Below are 17,208 nucleotides of genomic sequence, written 5' to 3'. Positions count from 1 at the left end.
TCGGGCAGGTCAGGATATCGCCATGAGCTTTGAGACTGCAGGTTATCAACTGGCGCCGGTGCTGCCCGAGATCGTGCTCGCGATCGGGGCGATGGCTCTGCTGATGCTGGGCGCCTATCGCGGGCAGGGGACGACCGGTGCGGTCACCTCGCTGGCGGTCGTGCTCCTGGTCGTGGTCGGCGTGCTCGAATACATGCTGCCCGCGGGCAAGCAGGTGACCTTCGGCGGCAGCTTCATCGTCGACGATTTCGCCCGCTTCATGAAGATCCTTGCCCTGATCGGCTCGGCGGTGACGCTGATCCTGTCGACCGAGTTCCTGTCCGACCCGTCGCGCCGCATCTTCGAATACGCCATCCTGGTGCTGCTCTCGACGCTCGGCATGATGGTGCTGATTTCGGCCGGCGATCTGATCTCGCTCTATCTCGGCCTGGAACTGATGTCGCTGGCGCTCTATGTCGTCGCGGCCTCCAACCGCGACAACGCCAAATCGACCGAAGCCGGCCTGAAGTACTTCGTGCTCGGCGCGCTGTCCTCGGGCATGCTGCTCTACGGCGCATCGCTGGTCTATGGCTTCACCGGCACGGTCAGCTTCACCGGCATCGCCGCCGCCGCGACGGTCTCGAATGTCGGCCTCGTGTTCGGCCTGGTCTTCCTGCTCGTCGGCCTCTGCTTCAAGGTCTCGGCCGTGCCGTTCCACATGTGGACGCCTGACGTCTACGAGGGCGCGCCGACCCCGGTCACCGCCTTCTTCGCCTCGGCACCGAAGGTGGCTGCGCTCGCCGTCTTCACCCGCGTGACGCTGACCGCGTTCCCCGGCATCGTCTCGCAGTGGCAGCAGATCCTGGTGTTCGTGTCGATCGCCTCGATGGCGCTCGGCTCCTTCGCCGCGATCGGCCAGAGCAACATCAAGCGTCTGATGGCCTATTCCTCGATCGGTCATATGGGCTTCGCGCTGGTCGGCCTTGCCTCCGGCACGATCGAGGGCGCGCAGGGCGTCTTGATGTACATCGTGATCTATGTCGCGATGACGCTGGGCTCGTTCTCGATCATCCTCGCCATGCGCCGCAACGGCCAGGCCGTCGAGCAGATCAGCGATTTCGCCGGCCTGTCGCGCACCAATCCGCTGCTCGCCTTCATGTTCGCGATGCTGCTGTTCTCGCTCGCCGGCATCCCGCCGCTCGCCGGCTTCTTCGCGAAGTGGTACGTGTTCGTCGCCGCCATCAAGGCCAATTTGTTCACGCTCGCCGTCATCGGCGTGCTGACCAGCGTGGTCGGCGCCTACTACTATCTCGCCATCGTCAAGACGATGTATTTCGACGAGCCGGCCGGCCGGGTCGATCCGGTGCGCGTCGAGGTGCGGACGGTGCTGGCCGTGGCGGGCCTGTTCAACATCCTGTTTGCGCTGTTCGCAGGTCCGGTGGTGAGCGTCGCCTCCGCCGCGGCAAAGTCGCTGTTCTAGGATGGCGTTCGCGCTCGGTCCTCGCGCGTCGGCCGCGGGCTACAAGCTCGCGGCGTTCGAACGGACCGGCTCGACCAACACCGAGGCGATCGAACGCGCCAGGGCCGGCGAACGCGGCCCGATGTGGTTCGTCACATCCGAGCAGACTGCCGGCCGCGGCCGGCGCCAGCGCCCCTGGATCGCGCCGAAGGGCAATCTCGCCGCCAGCGTCCTCGAAGTTCTGGACGTGGCTCCGGCGGTTGCCGCCACCATCGGGTTTGCCGCCGGGCTTGCCGAGGAGGCCGCGCTCGAGAAGGTCAGCCTGGAGGCCATCCTGCGCCTCGGCGAGGGCCGGCCGCGCTACGCCCTGAAATGGCCCAACGACGTGCTGGCCAACGGCCAGAAGCTCGTCGGCATCGGCCTGGAGGCGGAGGCCGTCGGCGACCGCCTTGCCATCGTCGTCGGCATCGGCACCAATGTCGTCGCCGCGCCCGAGGGCACCCCGACGCCCGCGGTGTCGCTGGCCGGGCTCGGCGTCCAGATCAGCGCGGAGGAGCTGTTTTCGGCGCTGTCGGACGCTTGGGTCGAGTTCCGTGGCATTTGGGACAATGGAAACGGCTTTGCCGAGATCCGTAAACTGTGGCTGGCGCGCGCCGCCGGGCTCGGCGAGCGGGGCGCAATCCACACGGGAACGATGACGCTGGAAGGCATTTTTGACACCATCGACGACACCGGCTGCCTGATCGTCCGCACCGCGGAGGGCCGCCGTGTGCCGGTGGCGGCAGGCGAGGTGTTCTTCGGCCCGGTCCGCTCGGTGGGAGCTGCGTGATGGCAAAGCCCGACGAACTGGTGTTCGCGCCGCTCGGCGGTGTCGGCGAGATCGGCATGAACCTGTCGATCTACGGCCTCGGCAACCGCCAGCAGCGCGCCTGGCTCGCAGTCGATCTCGGCGTCTCCTTCGGCGACGAGGAGCATCTGCCGGGCATCGACCTGATCATGCCCGACATCAGCTTCCTGGAGAAGGAGCGCAAGAATCTGATGGGCCTGGTGCTGACCCACGCCCATGAGGACCATTTCGGCGCCATCATCGACCTTTGGCCGAAGCTGAAATGCCCGATCTATGCGACGCAGTTCAGCGCCGCGTTGTTCGAGGCCAAGTGCGCCGCCGAGCGCAACGCGCCGCAGATTCCGGTGACGGTGGTGCCGTCGGGCGGTCGCATCGATGTCGGCCCGTTCAACGTCGAGTTCATCCCGGTCGCGCATTCTATTCCGGAAGCGCACGCGCTGGCGATCCACACCTCCGCGGGCATCGTGCTGCACACCGGCGACTGGAAGATCGACCCGACCCCGACGCTTGGCGCGCCGACCGACGAGAAGCGGCTGCGCGAGCTCGGCGAGGAGGGCGTGCTCGCCCTGATCGGCGATTCCACCAACGCGGTGCGCGACGGCCGCTCGCCCTCGGAAGCGGAGGTCGCCCGAACCATCATCGATCTCGTGAAAGCCGCCAAGGGCCGCGTCGCCGTGACGACCTTCGCCTCCAACGTCGCCCGCATCAAGGCCGTGGCCGCCGCCGCGAAAGCCGCTGACCGCGAGGTCGTCGTGGTCGGCCGCGCCATGGAGCGCGTGGTGCAGGTCGCGCGCGAGACCGGCTATCTCGACGGCGTGCAGAACTTCCGCTCGCCCGAGGTCTACGGCCACCTGCCGCAGGACAAGGTGCTGGCGCTTTGCACCGGCAGCCAGGGCGAGCCGCGCGCCGCGCTGGCCCGCATCGCCAATGACGACCACCCTGAAATTACGCTCAACCGCGGCGACAGCGTGATCTTCTCTTCGCGCACCATTCCCGGCAACGAGAAGGCGGTCGGCTCGATCGTCAACAATCTGGTGCTCCAGGGCGTCGAGATCATCACCGACCGTGAGGCACTGGTGCACGTCTCCGGCCACCCCCGCCGCGAAGAGCTGCGCGATCTGATCTCCTGGGTGAAGCCGCAGCTTCTGATCCCGGTCCACGGCGAGGCCCTGCATCTGCATGAGCACGCCAAGCTGGCGCGCGCTGCCGGCGTGCCGCGCGTGCTGGTCTGCCGCAACGGCGACCTCGTCAAGCTCGGCCCCGGCGATCCCGGCATCGTCGGCGAGGTGCCCTCGGGTCGGCTCTACAAGGACGGCACGATCCTGGAGGATTCCAAGTCCCGGGCCGTGGTCGAGCGCCGCCGCATGGCCTTCTCCGGCTGTGCCTTCGTCGCCATCGCCATGACCGCGCAGGGCGAGCTCGCCGACGAACCCGAGGTCGATCTGGTCGGCGTCCCCGAGAAGAACCGGGCGGGCGAGACTTTTGACGACCTGGTCTTCGACGCCGTCATGTCGACGATCGAGGGACTGCCAAAGCCGCGCCGCCGCGATCCGGATGCGCTGGCCGAGTCGGTGCGACGCGCCGTCCGGGCGGTGATCAACGAACATTGGGGCAAGAAGCCTCCCTGTCTGGTACACGTCCTGACAGTGTAGACTAGGCGTGGTCTTGCGGATCACGCCGTGAGGGAGAAGAAACATGCTGGGCCGGCTCAACCATGTCGCGATCGCGACCAAGGATGCGGTCAAGGCCGCGAAGATCTACGGCACTGCGTTCGGCGCCCAGATCTCGGAGGCCGTGCCGCTGCCCGAGCACGGCGTCATCACCGTGTTCGCGACGCTGCCCAACACCAAGATCGAGTTCATCGAGCCGCTCGGCGAGGCCTCGCCGATCGCAAAGTTCGTCGAGCGTAACCCGGACGGCGGCATTCACCACGTCTGCTATGAGGTCGTCGATATCATCGCCTCGCGCGACACGCTGGTGAAGGAGGGCGCGCGCGTGCTCGGCGACGGCATGCCGAAGATCGGCGCCCACGGCAAGCCGGTGCTGTTCTTGCACCCGAAGGACTTTTCCGGCGCCCTCGTCGAGATCGAGCAGGCGTAAGGCCGGGTCATGGCCATCCAGATCTCGACCGCGCTTGCGATCTACTTCGTCATCTGGTGGATCGCGCTGTTCCTGACGCTGCCGTTCGGCGTGCGCAGCCAGCACGAGGACGGCGTCGGCGCGCCCGGCACCGATCCCGGCGCGCCGATCCTGACCCGGATGGGCCGCAAGCTGATCTGGACCACCATCATCTCGGCGATCATCTACGGCCTCGGCATGGTCGCCTATCAGGCCGGCTATCTCTCGATCGAGCGCCTGTCGAGGCTGATGGGGATGCCGTTCTAGGTTCTTGGTGCGGCGCATCCTTCGAGACGCCCGCTTTTCGCGGGCTCCTCAGGATGAGGACAGAGTGCGCGGCAGCAGTTTCAACGGGCGCCGATGTCCGTTAGCCTCATCCTGAGGAGACCGCGAAGCGGTCGTCTCGAAGGACGAGGCGTGCGCGCTTCGTCTCGTCTTGAGTTTTGTACCTGTTTTGATTTGGGGGCATCAATGACTTTTCAGAGAATCGTCATCGCGCTGCTGGTGCTCATCGTCGCCGGTCTCGGTGCCATCGCCTACGTCGAATGGAAGATGGCGGTGCAGGTGCGCACTCTGAAGGCGTTCGTCGAGGGCTACGTCTTCAACGAGGCCGTGATGGCTTGCGAGCAGGCCAAAAGCTCGACCCCGTTCAAATGGAACGGCGGCAAGAGCACCTCGGTGATCGGCCTGAACTCCGTCAAGCTGGACAAATACAACGTCAGCGCCAGCTACACGCTGGTGGCGGATCTCGTTTATTGTGATTACGATCCGATCAAAAGAAAGGCCGAGATCGGCTCGAGCTTCCTGGAGCGGGAGGAACGATCCGGCCCACACAGTGGGATGGGATCGTCATGGCGCAGAGGCAGGGGGAATACCGGATTCTGCATGAGGCGGCCTTGCGGGACTATCTCGCCGGCCTGCCGGACCTGACGGCGCGCCTCGGCGGCAATCCGGCCGCCTGGGACATCACCGAGGTCGGCGACGGCAACCTCAATCTCGTCTTCATCGTCAAGGGCGCGCGCGGCGGCGTCGCCGTCAAGCAGGCGCTGCCTTATGTCCGCCTCGTCGGCGAAAGCTGGCCGCTGCCGTTGTCGCGGGCCCATTACGAATATCTCGCGCTGACCCGCCAGGCCGAGCTCGCGCCCGGCCTCGTACCGGCCGTGCTGCATCACAACGAGGTGCTGGCGCTGACGGTGATGGAGCTGCTGGAGCCGCACATCATCATGCGCAAGGGTCTGGTCGCAGGCACGCAATATCCGGGCTTTGCCAGCGACATCACCAATTTCATGGCGCGCACCCTGTTCTTCACCTCCGACCTCGCCCTGTCCGCGGCCGAGAAGAAGGAGGGCATCGCCGCCTTCGCCGGCAATCACGCGCTCTGCAAGATCACGGAAGATCTGATCTTCACCGATCCCTACCGCATCGCCGAGCAGAACCGCTGGACCGCACCCTATCTCGACGGGCTCGCCGCGGCGCTGCGCGACGACATGGACCTGCACATCGCCATCTCCAGGCTCAAGCTGAAATTCATGGCCAGCCCCGAGGCGCTGCTGCACGGCGATCTCCACACCGGCTCGATCATGGTGACGGCCAGCCAGACGCGGGTCATCGACCCGGAATTCGCGTTCTATGGCCCGATCGGGTTCGATGTCGGCGCCGTGCTCGCCAATCTCCTGATGGCCTATTTCGCCTCCGCGGGCCACGAGCGCGCGCCGGGCGAGCGGGCTTCATTCGAGGCCTGGGTGCTGGAGAAGGTCGAGCAGGTCTGGAACGAGTTTGCCCGCAAGTTCCTGGAGCTCTGGCGGGCGGGAGGCACAGGCGATGCCTATCCGGTCTCGCTCTTCGCTGGCGCGCAGGGCGCCGCGCGGCTCGAGGCGGAGCGCCTAACCTACCTGCAGCGCCTGTTCGCCGACACCGTCGGCTTTGCTGCCGCGAAGATCATTCGCCGCATCTTCGGCCTCGCCCACAACATCGATTTCGAGCTGATCGAGGATGCGAAGCGGCGCGCCGTCAGTGAGGGGCGCGCGGTGCGGCTGGCGAGGGCGATGATGGTGGAGACGGCGTCGTTTCGGACCATCGCCGACGTTACGGATGCTGCACGAAAATTGCGGGATTGGCAGCCGGAATTGTCGGGCTGAAGACGCCGCAAAAGGCGGACCCGCATGCTCCGCAATGACAGGGAGGGAGCGGAGCCTCAATACAGCCGCATCGGCAGCGGAGCGCCCTCGGGGCCGACCAGCAGACCCCAGGTCTCGTTGGCCGCGACCTCGAACTGTCGCTTCTGCGCCGCGCTGCCCGCGAGCTTGAGGGTGACGTTGTACTTGCCCGGCTGCAGATCGATCTTCTGGCTGTCGGGCAATTTGTCCGCGGCGGCGTCGGAGTCGATCAGTTTCTCTCCGGCGTGAGCCGCCAGTCTGATGGTTTGCTCATTGACGGTGATGTCAGCCGCTTGATCCGTCTTGTTACCGAGCAACAGCCTCACTTGGCCCGGCGGCGGCTGGATGCGGGCCGTGGCGGCCAACGGCTTACGCAGCGAAAGGTCGGCGATCGTCGTGTTGTCCTGACGGGCAAGCCGGAGCAGTGCCGGCCCATCCGACGTCGTGAAGACGACAACGGCCCTGTCAGGCTCGACGACCGCACCGTCGTCTTCGCTCCATCCGCGCTTTTCGAGTGCGGCGCGATAGAAGCCGAGCACGGCCGCAATGCCGAGCGGCGTCTCGACGTGCGCCGACATGATGAAGGGTGAATTCTTCGCGGTCATCAGGCCCCAACGGTCGGCGAGCGGCAGGCCCATGTCGTCGGACATCTTGGCCTCGAACGTCCGGCTCGCGCCCCGGGCCAGAAGACCTACGGCGTCGCAGAGCAGGCGCTCGCCGAGATAGTCCGGCGCGCAACGGTCCCTGGTCGCCCACCACGTATCGTCGACATAGCCGTCTGACCGCGTGGTATGGGACCAGCTGATCTGGATGGTGTTGGCCGGGCTGTCGCGGACAGGGTCCGGCGTGACGGGGATCGCCATCGCCGCCGTCGCGGCGAACAGACTGCCGGCGAGCAGGATACCTAGCGTTCGGCGTTGCATTTTCCGCGATCCCTGTTTTCCGAGATCGCGATGTTCGGATCCCTGGGGGCTCAGATGACGTTCCTGTGCTTGGTCGCGTCGATCACGAAAAATGTTCACTGCTGCCGGCCGACCGATGACGCACCGCGCCAACCGGCAGCTTGCATCGCTGCGCGGATGCAACCCAACCTCCGGGCTCCCTCGTCCAAGGGCCGCGCTTTCGGAACTGACATTGGAGCCCATCGAAAACGAAGCTTGCATTCGACAGGCTGCGAATGATCAAATCTCTGATCGGAATACACCTGCGTTGTTGGGGGACTCATGATGTTCAGGATGATTGCGGTCGTCGCGGGGCTCGGGCTGGCGCTTGCCGCTACAGCGGAGGCCCAGACTCCGCGCAAGGGCGGAACCATCCGCATGACTGCGCCCTATGGTTCGAGTTTCACCAGCCTGGACATTCACACCACGCAGCGCGCCCAGGACGAGATCTATGCCAAGGCCCTGCATCGCTCGCTCTACATCTGGAATTCCGCCGAAGGCAAACCGGTCCTGGAACTCGCCAAGGAGGATGTGGTCTCGGGCGGCGGCCTCGTTCACACCTTCAAGCTGCGCGACGACGCCTATTTTCACAACGGACGGAAGATGACGGCTGACGATATCATCTGGTCCTATAACCGCATCATGGATGGCACCAAGGCGTTCCCTGGCGCGCGGTATGTCCGCGTAATCGAGGGCGCCGCCGCGGTCGAGAAGGGGCAGGCCAAGGACATCTCCGGGCTGAAGAAGATCGACGACTTCACCATCGAGATGAAGCTGACCGAGAAGGTCGATCCGGGCTTCTACTTCTTCACCGCGCTGACCTCGATCTATCCCGCCGACGAGGGCGCCAAGGAGACTTTCATCCAGAAGCCGATCGGCCTTGGGCCGTTCAAATTCGTCGAGCACGTGCCGGGATCGCGCATCGTCCTGGAGCGGTGGGACCGGTTCTACAAGCCCGGCAAGCCCTATGCCGACAAGGTGGTGGTCTCGATCATGGCCGAGGCCGCGGCGCGCGACGTCGCCTTCCGCAACAAGGAGATCGACACCTCCGTGCTCGGACCCGCGCAATACGTGGCCTACCAGTCCGACGCCGCCCTGAAGGGCACCATCGTCGAGGTCGCCGAGGTGTTCACGCGCTACATGGGCATGAACCCCGCGTTCAAGCCGTTCACCGACAAGCGCGTCCGGCAAGCGATCAACTACGCGATCGATACCGACCTGATCATCAACAAGCTGGTCAAAGGCAAAGCCTACCGCGCCTCGAGCTGGTTGCCGCTGACCTCGACGGCCTACGACAAGGCCATGAAGCCTTACCCCTACGATCCCGCCAAGGCCAAGCAGCTGCTCACTGAGGCTGGCTATCCCCAGGGCTTCGAGTTCGAATGGACCACCAGCCCGAATGAAAGCTGGGGCCTGCCGATCGTCTCGGCCGTCATCCCGATGCTGGACAAGGTCGGCATCAAGGCCAAGGTCAAGCAGGTCGAGACCGCGGTGCTGGCAGAGGTGGTTCGCACCGGCGACTATCAGGCCTTCATCTATTCCCAGGCGAGCGGCCCGGATCCGCTGTCTGCCCTCAAATGCTTCCATTCGTCGACGCCGCAGCCAGCCTGCAACTACATGAGCTACAAGAACGCCGATTTCGACAAGATCATCGATGAGGCAGGGCAGGCCGACGACCCCGCCAAGCGCACCGAATTGCTGCAGAAGGCCAATGCGCTGCTTTATGACGACGCGCCGGTCTGGTTCTTCAACTACAACAAGGCGGTCATGGCGGTGCAGCCGTGGCTCAAGGGGATCCAGCTGAACGCGACGGAGCTGACCCATCAAAACGTCGAAGACCTCTGGGTCGACGAGACCTCGCCCGCGAAGTGACATACGCTCTCGCGCTCCCTTCATCGCTTCGAGCGATGGAGGGAGAGAGGACCAGTGCCGATGCTCTCCTTCCTGATCCGTCGTCTCCTGCAGACTATTCCGACCGTGCTCGCGGTCGTGCTGCTGGTCTTCGTACTGTTCAGCATCGTGCCCGGCAGCATCGTGACGTCGATGAGCGACGACAGCGACCCGCAGGTCGAGCTGCGCATGAAGCAGCAGCTCGGCCTCGATCAGCCCGTTCACGTGCGTTTCGGCACCTACATCGCCCAGCTCGCGACCGGCGATTTCGGCCCCTCGTTCCGGACGCGCGAGCCTGTCACGACCATGATCGCCAAGCGGGCGTGGCCGACGCTGCAGCTCATCTTTGCAGCCATGGCCTTTTCCGTCGTGATCGGTGTTCCGCTTGGCTTTATCGCAGCACTCAAGCCCGGTGGCATCGTCGACACGATCGCCATGATGGTGGCGGTGTCGGGCCTCTCCATCGCCAAATTCTGGCTTGGTCTGGTGCTGATGTATCTGTTCGCGTTGAAGTTAGGCTGGCTGCCGAGTTTCGGCTATGGCGACGGCGGACTGAAATATCTGTTGCTGCCGGCCGTGACGCTCGGCGTCTCGCCGATGGCGCTGTTTGCCCGGACGACCCGCGCCGCGGTCCTGGAGATCATGACGGCTGATTTCGTCCGCACCGCGCGCTCCAAGGGCATGAGCGAGACGAGGGTCGTGAAGTGGCATGTGATGCGCAATGCGCTCGTCATCATTCTCACGACCGTCGGCCTGCAATTCGGCGGATTGATGGGGCAGGCGGTGGTCGTCGAGAAATTGTTCTCCTGGCCGGGCATCGGCTCGCTGCTGGTCGACAGCGTCCTGCAGCGCGACATTCCGGCTGTCCAGGGCTCTATTCTCGTGGTGGTCCTCGCCTTTCTCGCAATCAATCTGCTGATCGACGTGCTCTACGGCGTGATCGATCCCAGGATCAGATACGCATGAAGCTCCGCGCCAATCTCGTCATCGGAGGAACACTGTTCGCGCTGGCGATCCTGGTCGGCCTGCTCGCGCCGTGGCTCGCGCACACCGATCCGGTCATGGATGCCAACCTGATGAACGCGGAGGAGCCGCCGAGCTGGACCTGGTGGTTCGGCACCGACGACCAGGGCCGCGACATCTATTCCCGCGTCGTCTACGGCGCCCGGGTCTCGCTGACGGTCGGCATCATCTCGCAGCTGATCAACAGCGTCATCGGCGTGGCCTTGGGGCTGAGTGCCGGCTATTTTGGCGGCTGGTGGGACGATGTCGTCAACGCCCTGACCAATCTCATGCTCGCGATCCCGTCGCTGATCTTCGCGCTCGCCATCATGGCGGTGCTGGGGCCTGGCCTGACCAGCCTGTTGATCGCCCTCGGGCTGACCAACTGGTCCTTCACGTGCCGGATCGCGCGGGCCTCGGCGCTGTCGCTGAGGAGCCAGGGCTATGTGCAGGCGGCGACCGTGCTCGGCTATGGTGATCTGCGCATCATGATCACGCAGCTGCTGCCGAACATGCTCGGGCCGCTGATCGTCATCGGCACCCTCGGCATGGGCAGCGCGGTCCTGTCGGAAGCGGCGCTGTCGTTCCTCGGCCTCGGCGTCCGTCCGCCGTTTCCAAGCTGGGGCAGCATGTTGTCGGAAGCCCGCGAGCAGATCACGACGGCGCCGTGGCTCTCTGTATTTCCTGGCCTTGCCATCTTCCTGACGGTGCTGGGCCTCAATTTGCTCGGTGATGGCCTGCGCGACATCCTCGATCCCCAATCGCGGAGCCGGCGGACATGACAGGCATGCCGCTGATCGAAGTCGAGAATCTCCGGCTTGATCTCGATGATGGATCGCGGCGCGTCGCGGCCGCCGAGGGCATCTCCTTCCGGATCGATCGCGGCGAGACGTTCGGTCTCGTCGGCGAGTCCGGCTGCGGCAAGAGCATCACGGCGCTCGCCTTGATCGGTCTGCTGCGGCCGCCCTTGTCGATCGGCGGCGGCGTCATCCGGTTCGAGGGGCGGGAGATCCAGCATCTTTCAGCGGCCAAGCAGCGGGAGCTGCGCGGCAATCGTATCGCCATGATCTTTCAGGAGCCGATGACGGCGCTGAACCCGGTCTCGCCCGTGGGCCGGCAGATCGCCGAGATGTTCGTGCTGCACAAGGGCAAGAGCTGGCGGGAAGCCAACCAGCTGGCGGTCGAGGCGCTGGCCAGTGTCCGCGTTCCCGCGCCGGATCGCCGTGTGAAGGACTATCCGCACCAGCTCTCGGGCGGCATGCGCCAGCGCGTGATGATCGCCATTGCTCTGGCCTGCGGTCCGGATCTTCTGATCGCCGACGAGCCGACCACCGCGCTCGATGTCACCGTGCAGGCCGAGATCATCGAGTTGATGCGGAATCTGTGCGCGGAGCGGGGAACGGCGATCCTGATGATCAGCCACGACCTTGGCCTCGTCGCCAATGTCTGCCGCCGCGTTGCCGTGATGTATGCCGGCCGCATCGTCGAGGAACGCGGCTCGGCCGATATCTTTCGTTCGCCCTCGCATCCCTATACGCAAGGCCTGGTCGCCTCGCTGCCGCGGCTCCGCAGCCGCGCTGCGCTTGGCCGCACCAGGCTCAAGGAGATCGCAGGCGTCGTCCCGGCCATCACGAGCTTCCCTGACGGTTGCCGGTTCAATCCGCGCTGCGCGCAGGCGACCGATATTTGCCGGACGGTCGTCCCGGAAACCGATTGGCTGGAAGCCGGCGGGTTGGTGAGGTGTCACCACCATGCATGAGCCGCACAACATGCAGGGCGAGCGCAGGCCGGACGACGATCTCATCCTCAGGGTCGAGGATCTCGCGGTCCATTTTCCGCTCGGCGGCGGCCTGCTGGGCCGTGGCCGGCGGCTGCTTCGTGCCGTGGATGGTGTGGATCTCAGCTTGAGGCGGGGCGAATGCCTCGGCCTCGTCGGCGAGTCCGGCTCGGGCAAGTCGACGGTCGCATTGTCGATCCTTGGCATGCTGGCGCCGACGCGCGGCCGCGTCGTGCTGGACGGGCAGGTCGTCAAGACCCGGCCATCGGGCGATCGCAAGGCGTTGGCGCGCACCGTGCAGATGGTGTTTCAGGATCCCTACGCCTCGCTCAATCCGCGCCAGACCGTGCGCCGCACGCTCGAGGATCCGCTGCGGGTGCACGGCGTGACCGCCAAGAGCGAGATCGAGGACCGCGTCGCGACGATGCTGCGGCATGTCGGCCTGCGGCCCGAACAGTCGTGCCGTTACCCCCATGAATTCTCCGGCGGCCAGCGCCAGCGCATCGGCATTGCCCGTGCGCTGATCCTCAACCCCAAGATCGTCATCTGCGACGAGCCTGTCTCGGCGCTGGATGTCTCGATCCGTGCCCAGATCATCAATCTGCTGCTGGAGCTGAAGGAGACGCTCGGTCTGTCCTACATCATGATCAGCCACGATCTCGGCGTCGTCGAGCACATGAGCGACCGCGTCGCCGTGATGTATCTGGGCCGCATCGTCGAGAACGGCCATTGGCGCGAAATCTTCGAACGCCCGGCGCACCCCTATACGCAAGCCCTGATCGCCGCCATCCCGGATCCCTTGCACCATGCGCCGCTGGCGACGACCGGCGGCGATCTTCCCAACCCGCTCAATCCACCGAACGGCTGCGCCTTCAGCCCGCGCTGCCGCCATGCGGAAGCGGTGTGCCGGAGCGAGCCGGGCCCGGTGCTGGAGGCGCGGCCGGACGGGCATGCGGTGAGATGTTGGCGGGCGGATGACATCGGTCCGGCGAACCTCGCTCTATCTCCGTCACCCTGAGGTGGCCGCTTCTTTAGCGGCCCTCGAAGGGCGACGGCCCGGCTGCACATCTCGGCCGCTCATCCTTCGAGGCTCCGCATGCGATGCTTGTCGCATCGCCAGCTCCGCACCTCAGGATGACGGTCTGGTTGTTGTGAACGCTTGGGGCGAGCTACTATTGATGCGGCGCCGCCACGATGACGTCCTGCTCCTGTTTTGCCGGACGAGTCAAATTTTTGGCGCGGCCGCACTCACATCATTGCGCGTATCGTAAGCCGCTGAACCCCCTCACATTTTCTACTGTGCATGGGGTTGTTTTCGCACTTTTTGTTTTGGCGGCCGTCTAATCCGCCGCCTTTTCTCTCAGCCGCTGCGCATAGACGTTGATGACCAGTGCGGCCAGGAGGATCAGGCCGCGGATCAGGATCTTCAGGAAGCTGTCGATGTTGACGTGGTCGAGGCCGTTGTTGAGAACACCGAGCACGAACAGCCCGACGATGGTGTTGCCGATGCCGCCGCGGCCGCCGAACAGGCTGGTGCCGCCCACCACGACGGCGGCGATGGAGTCAAGCAGGTAAGTGTCGAACTCGTTCTGTTGCGCGCTGCCGAAATGGGCGACACCCAGCATGCCGCCGATGCCGGAGCACACCGCCGAGATCACCATCACGCTGCCCAGGATGAGCTTGACGTTGAGGCCGGAATATTCGGCCGCCTCGCGATTGCCTCCGACCATGTACACGTAGCGGCCGAAGCGCGTGTAGGTCAGCACCAGATGGCCGCCGAGCAGCATGATGGCGGCGACGATGACGATCCAGGGGATGCCACTGACCGAGCCCGAACCGAGCGTCGTGATCAGGCTCGGTACCTTGTAGGCGATCTGGCCACGCACCAGCAGCGCGGAGATGCCGGCGGCGATCTGCATCATCGCCAGCGTCATGATGAAGGAGGGGATGCCGATCACGGTCAGCCCCAGCGCGTTGACGAGGCCGAGCAGGGCGCAGAGCAGGATCGACAGGATGATCGCGACTGCGCCGGGCAGGGGAATGTTGGCGATGTTGACGTAGGATTCCTGCAGCGTGAAGTAGGCGACCGCGATGCCGGTGACGTTGGCGATGCTGGCGATCGACAGGTCGATCTCGGCGCAGAGGATCACGAAGGTAAGTCCGACGGCAATGATGCCCGTGACCGACACCTGGGTCAGGATGTTGCCGAGATTGTCGAGCGTCGCGAAGGAGGGGCTGGCGAAGGCGAAGAAGGCGGACAGGAAGATCAGGGTGAGGAACGGCGCGATGTTGCGCATCTGCGAGCGCAGGAAGGGTGCAAGGCCCCGTGTCCGCTGCTGCGCCGCCAGGGCCGTTTCGCTGCTCATGTGCTTCTCCGTCACGCCGCTTCCAGCAGGCGATCCTTGCTGACCGGCTCGTTCTTGAATTCCCGCACCACTGCGCCGCGCTTGAGCACGAGGATGCGGTCGGCCAGCGACAGCACCGTTTCCGGCTCGGTCGACAGCACCATGATCGCAAGCCCCTTCGCGCGGAGGTCGCGGACGATGTTGATGACGTCGTTCTTGGCGCCGACATCCATGCCGCGGGTCGGCTCGCACAGCACCAGCAGCTTGGGCGGATAGGTCAGCCATTTGGCCAGCGCCACCTTCTGCTGGTTGCCGCCGGAGAGCATGCCGAGATCGAGGCCGACCACCGGCGGCCTGATCTGCAGCTGCTCGACCTGGCGCTGCGCGATATCGCGCTCCCGCGCCGGCTTAAGCAGCAGCGCCGAGATGCGGTCGAGAATGCTGATCGAGACGTTCTTGTAGACCGGTTCCTGGTGGAACAGCATGTCGCGCCGGCTCTCCGGCACCAGCGCCACGCCGGCGCGCCGCGCCGCCGCCGTGCTGGCAAAGGTTTTTGCCCTGCCATCGACGATGAGCGTGCCGCTGTCCGGCTTCAGCTTGCCGAACAGGATGCGCGACAGCTCCTGCTGGCCGCAGCCCATGAAGCCGTAGATGCCGAGCACTTCGCCGGCGCACGCCTCGAAGGAGATGTCCTTCAGGCTGCGGGCCAGCGACAACCGGTCGACCTTGAGGACCACCGAGCTGTCGCTCGGCCGCGGCAGCATCAGATCGTCGGTGTAGCTGTGCTCGAGCGCTTCGCCACCGCGGCCGATCATGGCTTCGATCAGTGCGCCCTTGCTGGTCGCGGCGCTCGCTGTCTCCGCGACCTTCCGCCCGTTGCGGAACACGGTGACCGTGTCGGACACGCGCAGGATGTCCTCGATGAAATGCGAGATGAAGACGATCGCAGTGCCTTCCTCGCGCAGGCGACGAAGGGTCGCGAACAGCCGCTCGACCTCGGGCGGGGAGAGCGCGGAGGTCGGCTCGTCCAGGATGACGATGCGCGCGCCGGAGAACAGCACGCGGGCGATCTCGATCAGCTGCTGCAGCCCGATCGGAAGGTCGCCAAGCCGCGTCATCGGATCGACGTCGATGCCGAAGCGAGCGAGCTGCTCGCCGGCCTCGCGTGCCATGCGCCGCCATTGCACGAGGCCGAGCCGATTGGTAGGCTGGTTGCCCAGGAAGACGTTCTCGGCGACGGTGAGATCGGGCGCGACGCTGAGCTCCTGATGCACCATGGCGATGCCGGCCGCATGCGCATCGCGCGCCGAGCGGAAATGCCTCTCCTGACCGTCGACCAGGAAGCGGCCGGAGAACTCGGTATGCACGCCGGCGATGATCTTCATCAGCGTGCTTTTTCCCGCGCCGTTCTCACCGACGAGCCCGTGTATTTCGCCGGGATGAAGCGCGAAGTCGACACCACGAAGCGCTTCGACGCCACCGAAGCTCTTCGTGATGCCCTGCAGTTCAAGGATGGGCGAATGCACCTCGGGCATGAAGGCTCAGATCAGGAAGTGATCCTGCATCCACTGCATTCCGGCGGCATTGGCCTTGGTCACGACTGGGCCGTCGGTGACGACGTTCTTGGGAATGCCCTGTCCGCTCTTCTCGCCGCCGACCACGGCGGAGACGCCCGCGATGATCGCGCCGCCATGGATGCGACAGGACGGATTGCGGACGGTCGCGAACATGCGGCCTTCGCTCACTGCCTGGATCGCCGGAGGCATGGCGTCGACGCCGCCGATCAGGATGTTGGTACGGCCGCGGGCCTTCATGATGTTGGCGGCGGCGAGCGCCATGTCGTCATTGTGGAAGAACGCCGCGTCGATCTGAGGATATTTGGTCAGGTAGGTTTCCCAGAGGCGGGCGGGCTTGGAGACGTCCCAGTCGGCCGGCTGGGTGTCGAGCACTTCGATGCCGGGGAATTGCTTGACCACCGAGTTGAAGCCCTTGGCCCGTCCTTGCGCGCCTGTATGCCCGAGCGCGCCTTGCGTCATGATGATCTTGCCCTTGCCGCCCATCGCGTTGCACAGCGCCTGGGTGACCGAGGCGCCCATGAACTCGTTGTCGGGAGCGAGGAAGGAGTGGACGTTGATCTGGTCGAGCGGCGCGATCAGCGTGTCCATGTCGATCACGGGCGTACCGGCGTCGATCATCTTCTGCACGGGCTGGGTGAGGGTGCCGATGCCGAAGGCCTGGATCGCGACGAAGTCCCATTTCTGCGAGGCCATGTTGTCGATCGCCGCGCGCTGCTTCACGGCATCGAGCTGGCCGTCGAACCAGGTGACCTCCACGTTGAACAGCTTGCCCCAGAATTCTGCGGCCTGCTTGCCCTGTGCGCACCAGGTCGCCTGAAGGCCTGCGTTGGAGAATGCCGCCTTCAGCGGCTTCTCGCTGCGTCCGACCTCGGCAGCCAATGCGGGGTTCATGCCCATGCTGCCGAGGAGGGCAGCTCCGGCGCCGGCGGTCGCTGCCGCCTGAAGAAGATCGCGCCTCGTCGTCGAGAAATCTTTCGTCCCGGACATCGCTCGCTCCCATATGTCTTGTCGTCGGCGCGTCATTGATTGCGCGACCGATGCCCGAAAGTGTCTCACAAGAGTTGGCGCCACTCAATCTGCAATCACTCGCTACGATTGCAGCAAGCCGCGTTGGTGC

16 protein-coding genes are annotated in these 17,208 nt (G+C 65.2%); 12 read left to right on the top strand and 4 right to left on the bottom strand.

Annotated features, from left to right (window positions below):
- The first annotated feature begins 22 nt into the window (after window positions 1-22).
- From nuoN to mtnK, 7 genes are all read left to right on the top strand, one after another.
- Window positions 23-1,459: an NADH-quinone oxidoreductase subunit NuoN gene (gene nuoN / locus X268_RS16940; RefSeq protein WP_128926003.1), complete on the top strand. Its 1,437-nt coding sequence runs from the start codon at window positions 23-25 to the stop codon at window positions 1,457-1,459.
- A gap of 1 nt (window position 1,460) precedes the next feature.
- A complete protein-coding gene (locus X268_RS16935; protein WP_128926002.1) occupies window positions 1,461-2,267 on the top strand; it encodes a biotin--[acetyl-CoA-carboxylase] ligase in 807 nt (268 codons plus the stop codon).
- Window positions 2,267-3,937, top strand: coding sequence for a ribonuclease J (locus tag X268_RS16930; protein ID WP_128926001.1), 1,671 nt, complete (start codon window positions 2,267-2,269; stop codon window positions 3,935-3,937). The genes X268_RS16935 and X268_RS16930 overlap by 1 nt, the downstream gene beginning before the upstream one ends.
- Window positions 3,938-3,980: 43 nt before the next feature.
- Window positions 3,981-4,385 (top strand): methylmalonyl-CoA epimerase, encoded by a 405-nt coding sequence (gene mce, locus X268_RS16925; RefSeq protein WP_128926000.1) that lies wholly within the window; start codon window positions 3,981-3,983, stop codon window positions 4,383-4,385.
- A gap of 9 nt (window positions 4,386-4,394) precedes the next feature.
- Window positions 4,395-4,670 (top strand): DUF1467 family protein, encoded by a 276-nt coding sequence (locus X268_RS16920; protein ID WP_128925999.1) that lies wholly within the window; start codon window positions 4,395-4,397, stop codon window positions 4,668-4,670.
- 204 nt (window positions 4,671-4,874) lie between these two features.
- The gene (locus X268_RS16915) at window positions 4,875-5,333 is read left to right on the top strand and encodes a hypothetical protein (protein ID WP_245477924.1); all 459 of its coding nucleotides are present in this window, start codon (window positions 4,875-4,877) and stop codon (window positions 5,331-5,333) included.
- Entirely contained in the window at window positions 5,255-6,541 is a 1,287-nt protein-coding gene (gene mtnK / locus X268_RS16910; RefSeq protein ID WP_128925998.1) for an S-methyl-5-thioribose kinase, read from the top strand. The genes X268_RS16915 and mtnK overlap by 79 nt, the downstream gene beginning before the upstream one ends.
- A gap of 56 nt (window positions 6,542-6,597) precedes the next feature.
- Here mtnK and X268_RS16905 read toward each other — a convergent pair whose 3' ends face one another.
- Window positions 6,598-7,482, bottom strand: a complete 885-nt coding sequence (locus tag X268_RS16905; RefSeq protein WP_128925997.1) for a hypothetical protein — start codon at window positions 7,480-7,482, stop codon at window positions 6,598-6,600.
- Between the two features lie 300 nt (window positions 7,483-7,782).
- Between X268_RS16905 and X268_RS16900 the strand changes: the two genes are divergently transcribed.
- From X268_RS16900 to X268_RS16880, 5 genes are read left to right on the top strand one after another with little or no spacing between them, the layout of a single operon-like run.
- Entirely contained in the window at window positions 7,783-9,372 is a 1,590-nt protein-coding gene (locus X268_RS16900; RefSeq protein WP_128925996.1) for an ABC transporter substrate-binding protein, read from the top strand.
- 60 nt (window positions 9,373-9,432) lie between these two features.
- Window positions 9,433-10,356, top strand: a complete 924-nt coding sequence (locus X268_RS16895; protein WP_128929295.1) for an ABC transporter permease — start codon at window positions 9,433-9,435, stop codon at window positions 10,354-10,356.
- Window positions 10,353-11,174, top strand: a complete 822-nt coding sequence (locus X268_RS16890; RefSeq protein WP_128925995.1) for an ABC transporter permease — start codon at window positions 10,353-10,355, stop codon at window positions 11,172-11,174. The genes X268_RS16895 and X268_RS16890 overlap by 4 nt, the downstream gene beginning before the upstream one ends.
- The gene (locus tag X268_RS16885) at window positions 11,171-12,151 is read left to right on the top strand and encodes an ABC transporter ATP-binding protein (RefSeq protein ID WP_128925994.1); all 981 of its coding nucleotides are present in this window, start codon (window positions 11,171-11,173) and stop codon (window positions 12,149-12,151) included. The genes X268_RS16890 and X268_RS16885 overlap by 4 nt, the downstream gene beginning before the upstream one ends.
- The gene (locus tag X268_RS16880) at window positions 12,144-13,187 is read left to right on the top strand and encodes an ABC transporter ATP-binding protein (RefSeq protein WP_128925993.1); all 1,044 of its coding nucleotides are present in this window, start codon (window positions 12,144-12,146) and stop codon (window positions 13,185-13,187) included. Before X268_RS16885 ends, X268_RS16880 begins: the two co-directional genes overlap by 8 nt.
- A gap of 322 nt (window positions 13,188-13,509) precedes the next feature.
- Here X268_RS16880 and X268_RS16875 read toward each other — a convergent pair whose 3' ends face one another.
- From X268_RS16875 to X268_RS16865, 3 genes are read right to left on the bottom strand one after another with little or no spacing between them, the layout of a single operon-like run.
- On the bottom strand, window positions 13,510-14,535 hold the full coding sequence (locus tag X268_RS16875; RefSeq protein ID WP_128925992.1) for an ABC transporter permease: 1,026 nt from the start codon (window positions 14,533-14,535) through the stop codon (window positions 13,510-13,512).
- Window positions 14,536-14,546: 11 nt separating this feature from the next.
- Window positions 14,547-16,049: a sugar ABC transporter ATP-binding protein gene (locus X268_RS16870; RefSeq protein ID WP_128925991.1), complete on the bottom strand. Its 1,503-nt coding sequence runs from the start codon at window positions 16,047-16,049 to the stop codon at window positions 14,547-14,549.
- A gap of 6 nt (window positions 16,050-16,055) precedes the next feature.
- Entirely contained in the window at window positions 16,056-17,078 is a 1,023-nt protein-coding gene (locus tag X268_RS16865) for a sugar ABC transporter substrate-binding protein (RefSeq protein ID WP_164937775.1), read from the bottom strand.
- Window positions 17,079-17,208: the final 130 nt, after the last annotated feature.

The sequence above is a fragment of the Bradyrhizobium guangxiense genome (genome assembly GCF_004114915.1).
GTDB classification, from domain to species: domain Bacteria; phylum Pseudomonadota; class Alphaproteobacteria; order Rhizobiales; family Xanthobacteraceae; genus Bradyrhizobium; species Bradyrhizobium guangxiense.
Note: the sequence above shows the minus strand (reverse complement) of the source record. Positions and strands in the feature narration are given on the sequence as shown.

Coding starts and splice junctions, on each gene's coding strand:
- X268_RS16905 (WP_128925997.1), bottom strand. CDS start 7,482: ATGCAACGCCGAACGCTAGGTATCCTGCTCGCCGGCAGTCTGTTCGCC.
- X268_RS16865 (WP_164937775.1), bottom strand. CDS start 17,078: ATGTCCGGGACGAAAGATTTCTCGACGACGAGGCGCGATCTTCTTCAG.
- X268_RS16900 (WP_128925996.1), top strand. CDS start 7,783: ATGATGTTCAGGATGATTGCGGTCGTCGCGGGGCTCGGGCTGGCGCTT.
- X268_RS16880 (WP_128925993.1), top strand. CDS start 12,144: ATGCATGAGCCGCACAACATGCAGGGCGAGCGCAGGCCGGACGACGAT.
- X268_RS16885 (WP_128925994.1), top strand. CDS start 11,171: ATGACAGGCATGCCGCTGATCGAAGTCGAGAATCTCCGGCTTGATCTC.
- X268_RS16895 (WP_128929295.1), top strand. CDS start 9,433: ATGCTCTCCTTCCTGATCCGTCGTCTCCTGCAGACTATTCCGACCGTG.
- mtnK (WP_128925998.1), top strand. CDS start 5,255: ATGGCGCAGAGGCAGGGGGAATACCGGATTCTGCATGAGGCGGCCTTG.
- nuoN (WP_128926003.1), top strand. CDS start 23: ATGAGCTTTGAGACTGCAGGTTATCAACTGGCGCCGGTGCTGCCCGAG.
- X268_RS16935 (WP_128926002.1), top strand. CDS start 1,461: ATGGCGTTCGCGCTCGGTCCTCGCGCGTCGGCCGCGGGCTACAAGCTC.
- mce (WP_128926000.1), top strand. CDS start 3,981: ATGCTGGGCCGGCTCAACCATGTCGCGATCGCGACCAAGGATGCGGTC.
- X268_RS16875 (WP_128925992.1), bottom strand. CDS start 14,535: ATGAGCAGCGAAACGGCCCTGGCGGCGCAGCAGCGGACACGGGGCCTT.
- X268_RS16870 (WP_128925991.1), bottom strand. CDS start 16,049: ATGCCCGAGGTGCATTCGCCCATCCTTGAACTGCAGGGCATCACGAAG.
- X268_RS16920 (WP_128925999.1), top strand. CDS start 4,395: ATGGCCATCCAGATCTCGACCGCGCTTGCGATCTACTTCGTCATCTGG.
- X268_RS16890 (WP_128925995.1), top strand. CDS start 10,353: ATGAAGCTCCGCGCCAATCTCGTCATCGGAGGAACACTGTTCGCGCTG.
- X268_RS16930 (WP_128926001.1), top strand. CDS start 2,267: ATGGCAAAGCCCGACGAACTGGTGTTCGCGCCGCTCGGCGGTGTCGGC.
- X268_RS16915 (WP_245477924.1), top strand. CDS start 4,875: ATGACTTTTCAGAGAATCGTCATCGCGCTGCTGGTGCTCATCGTCGCC.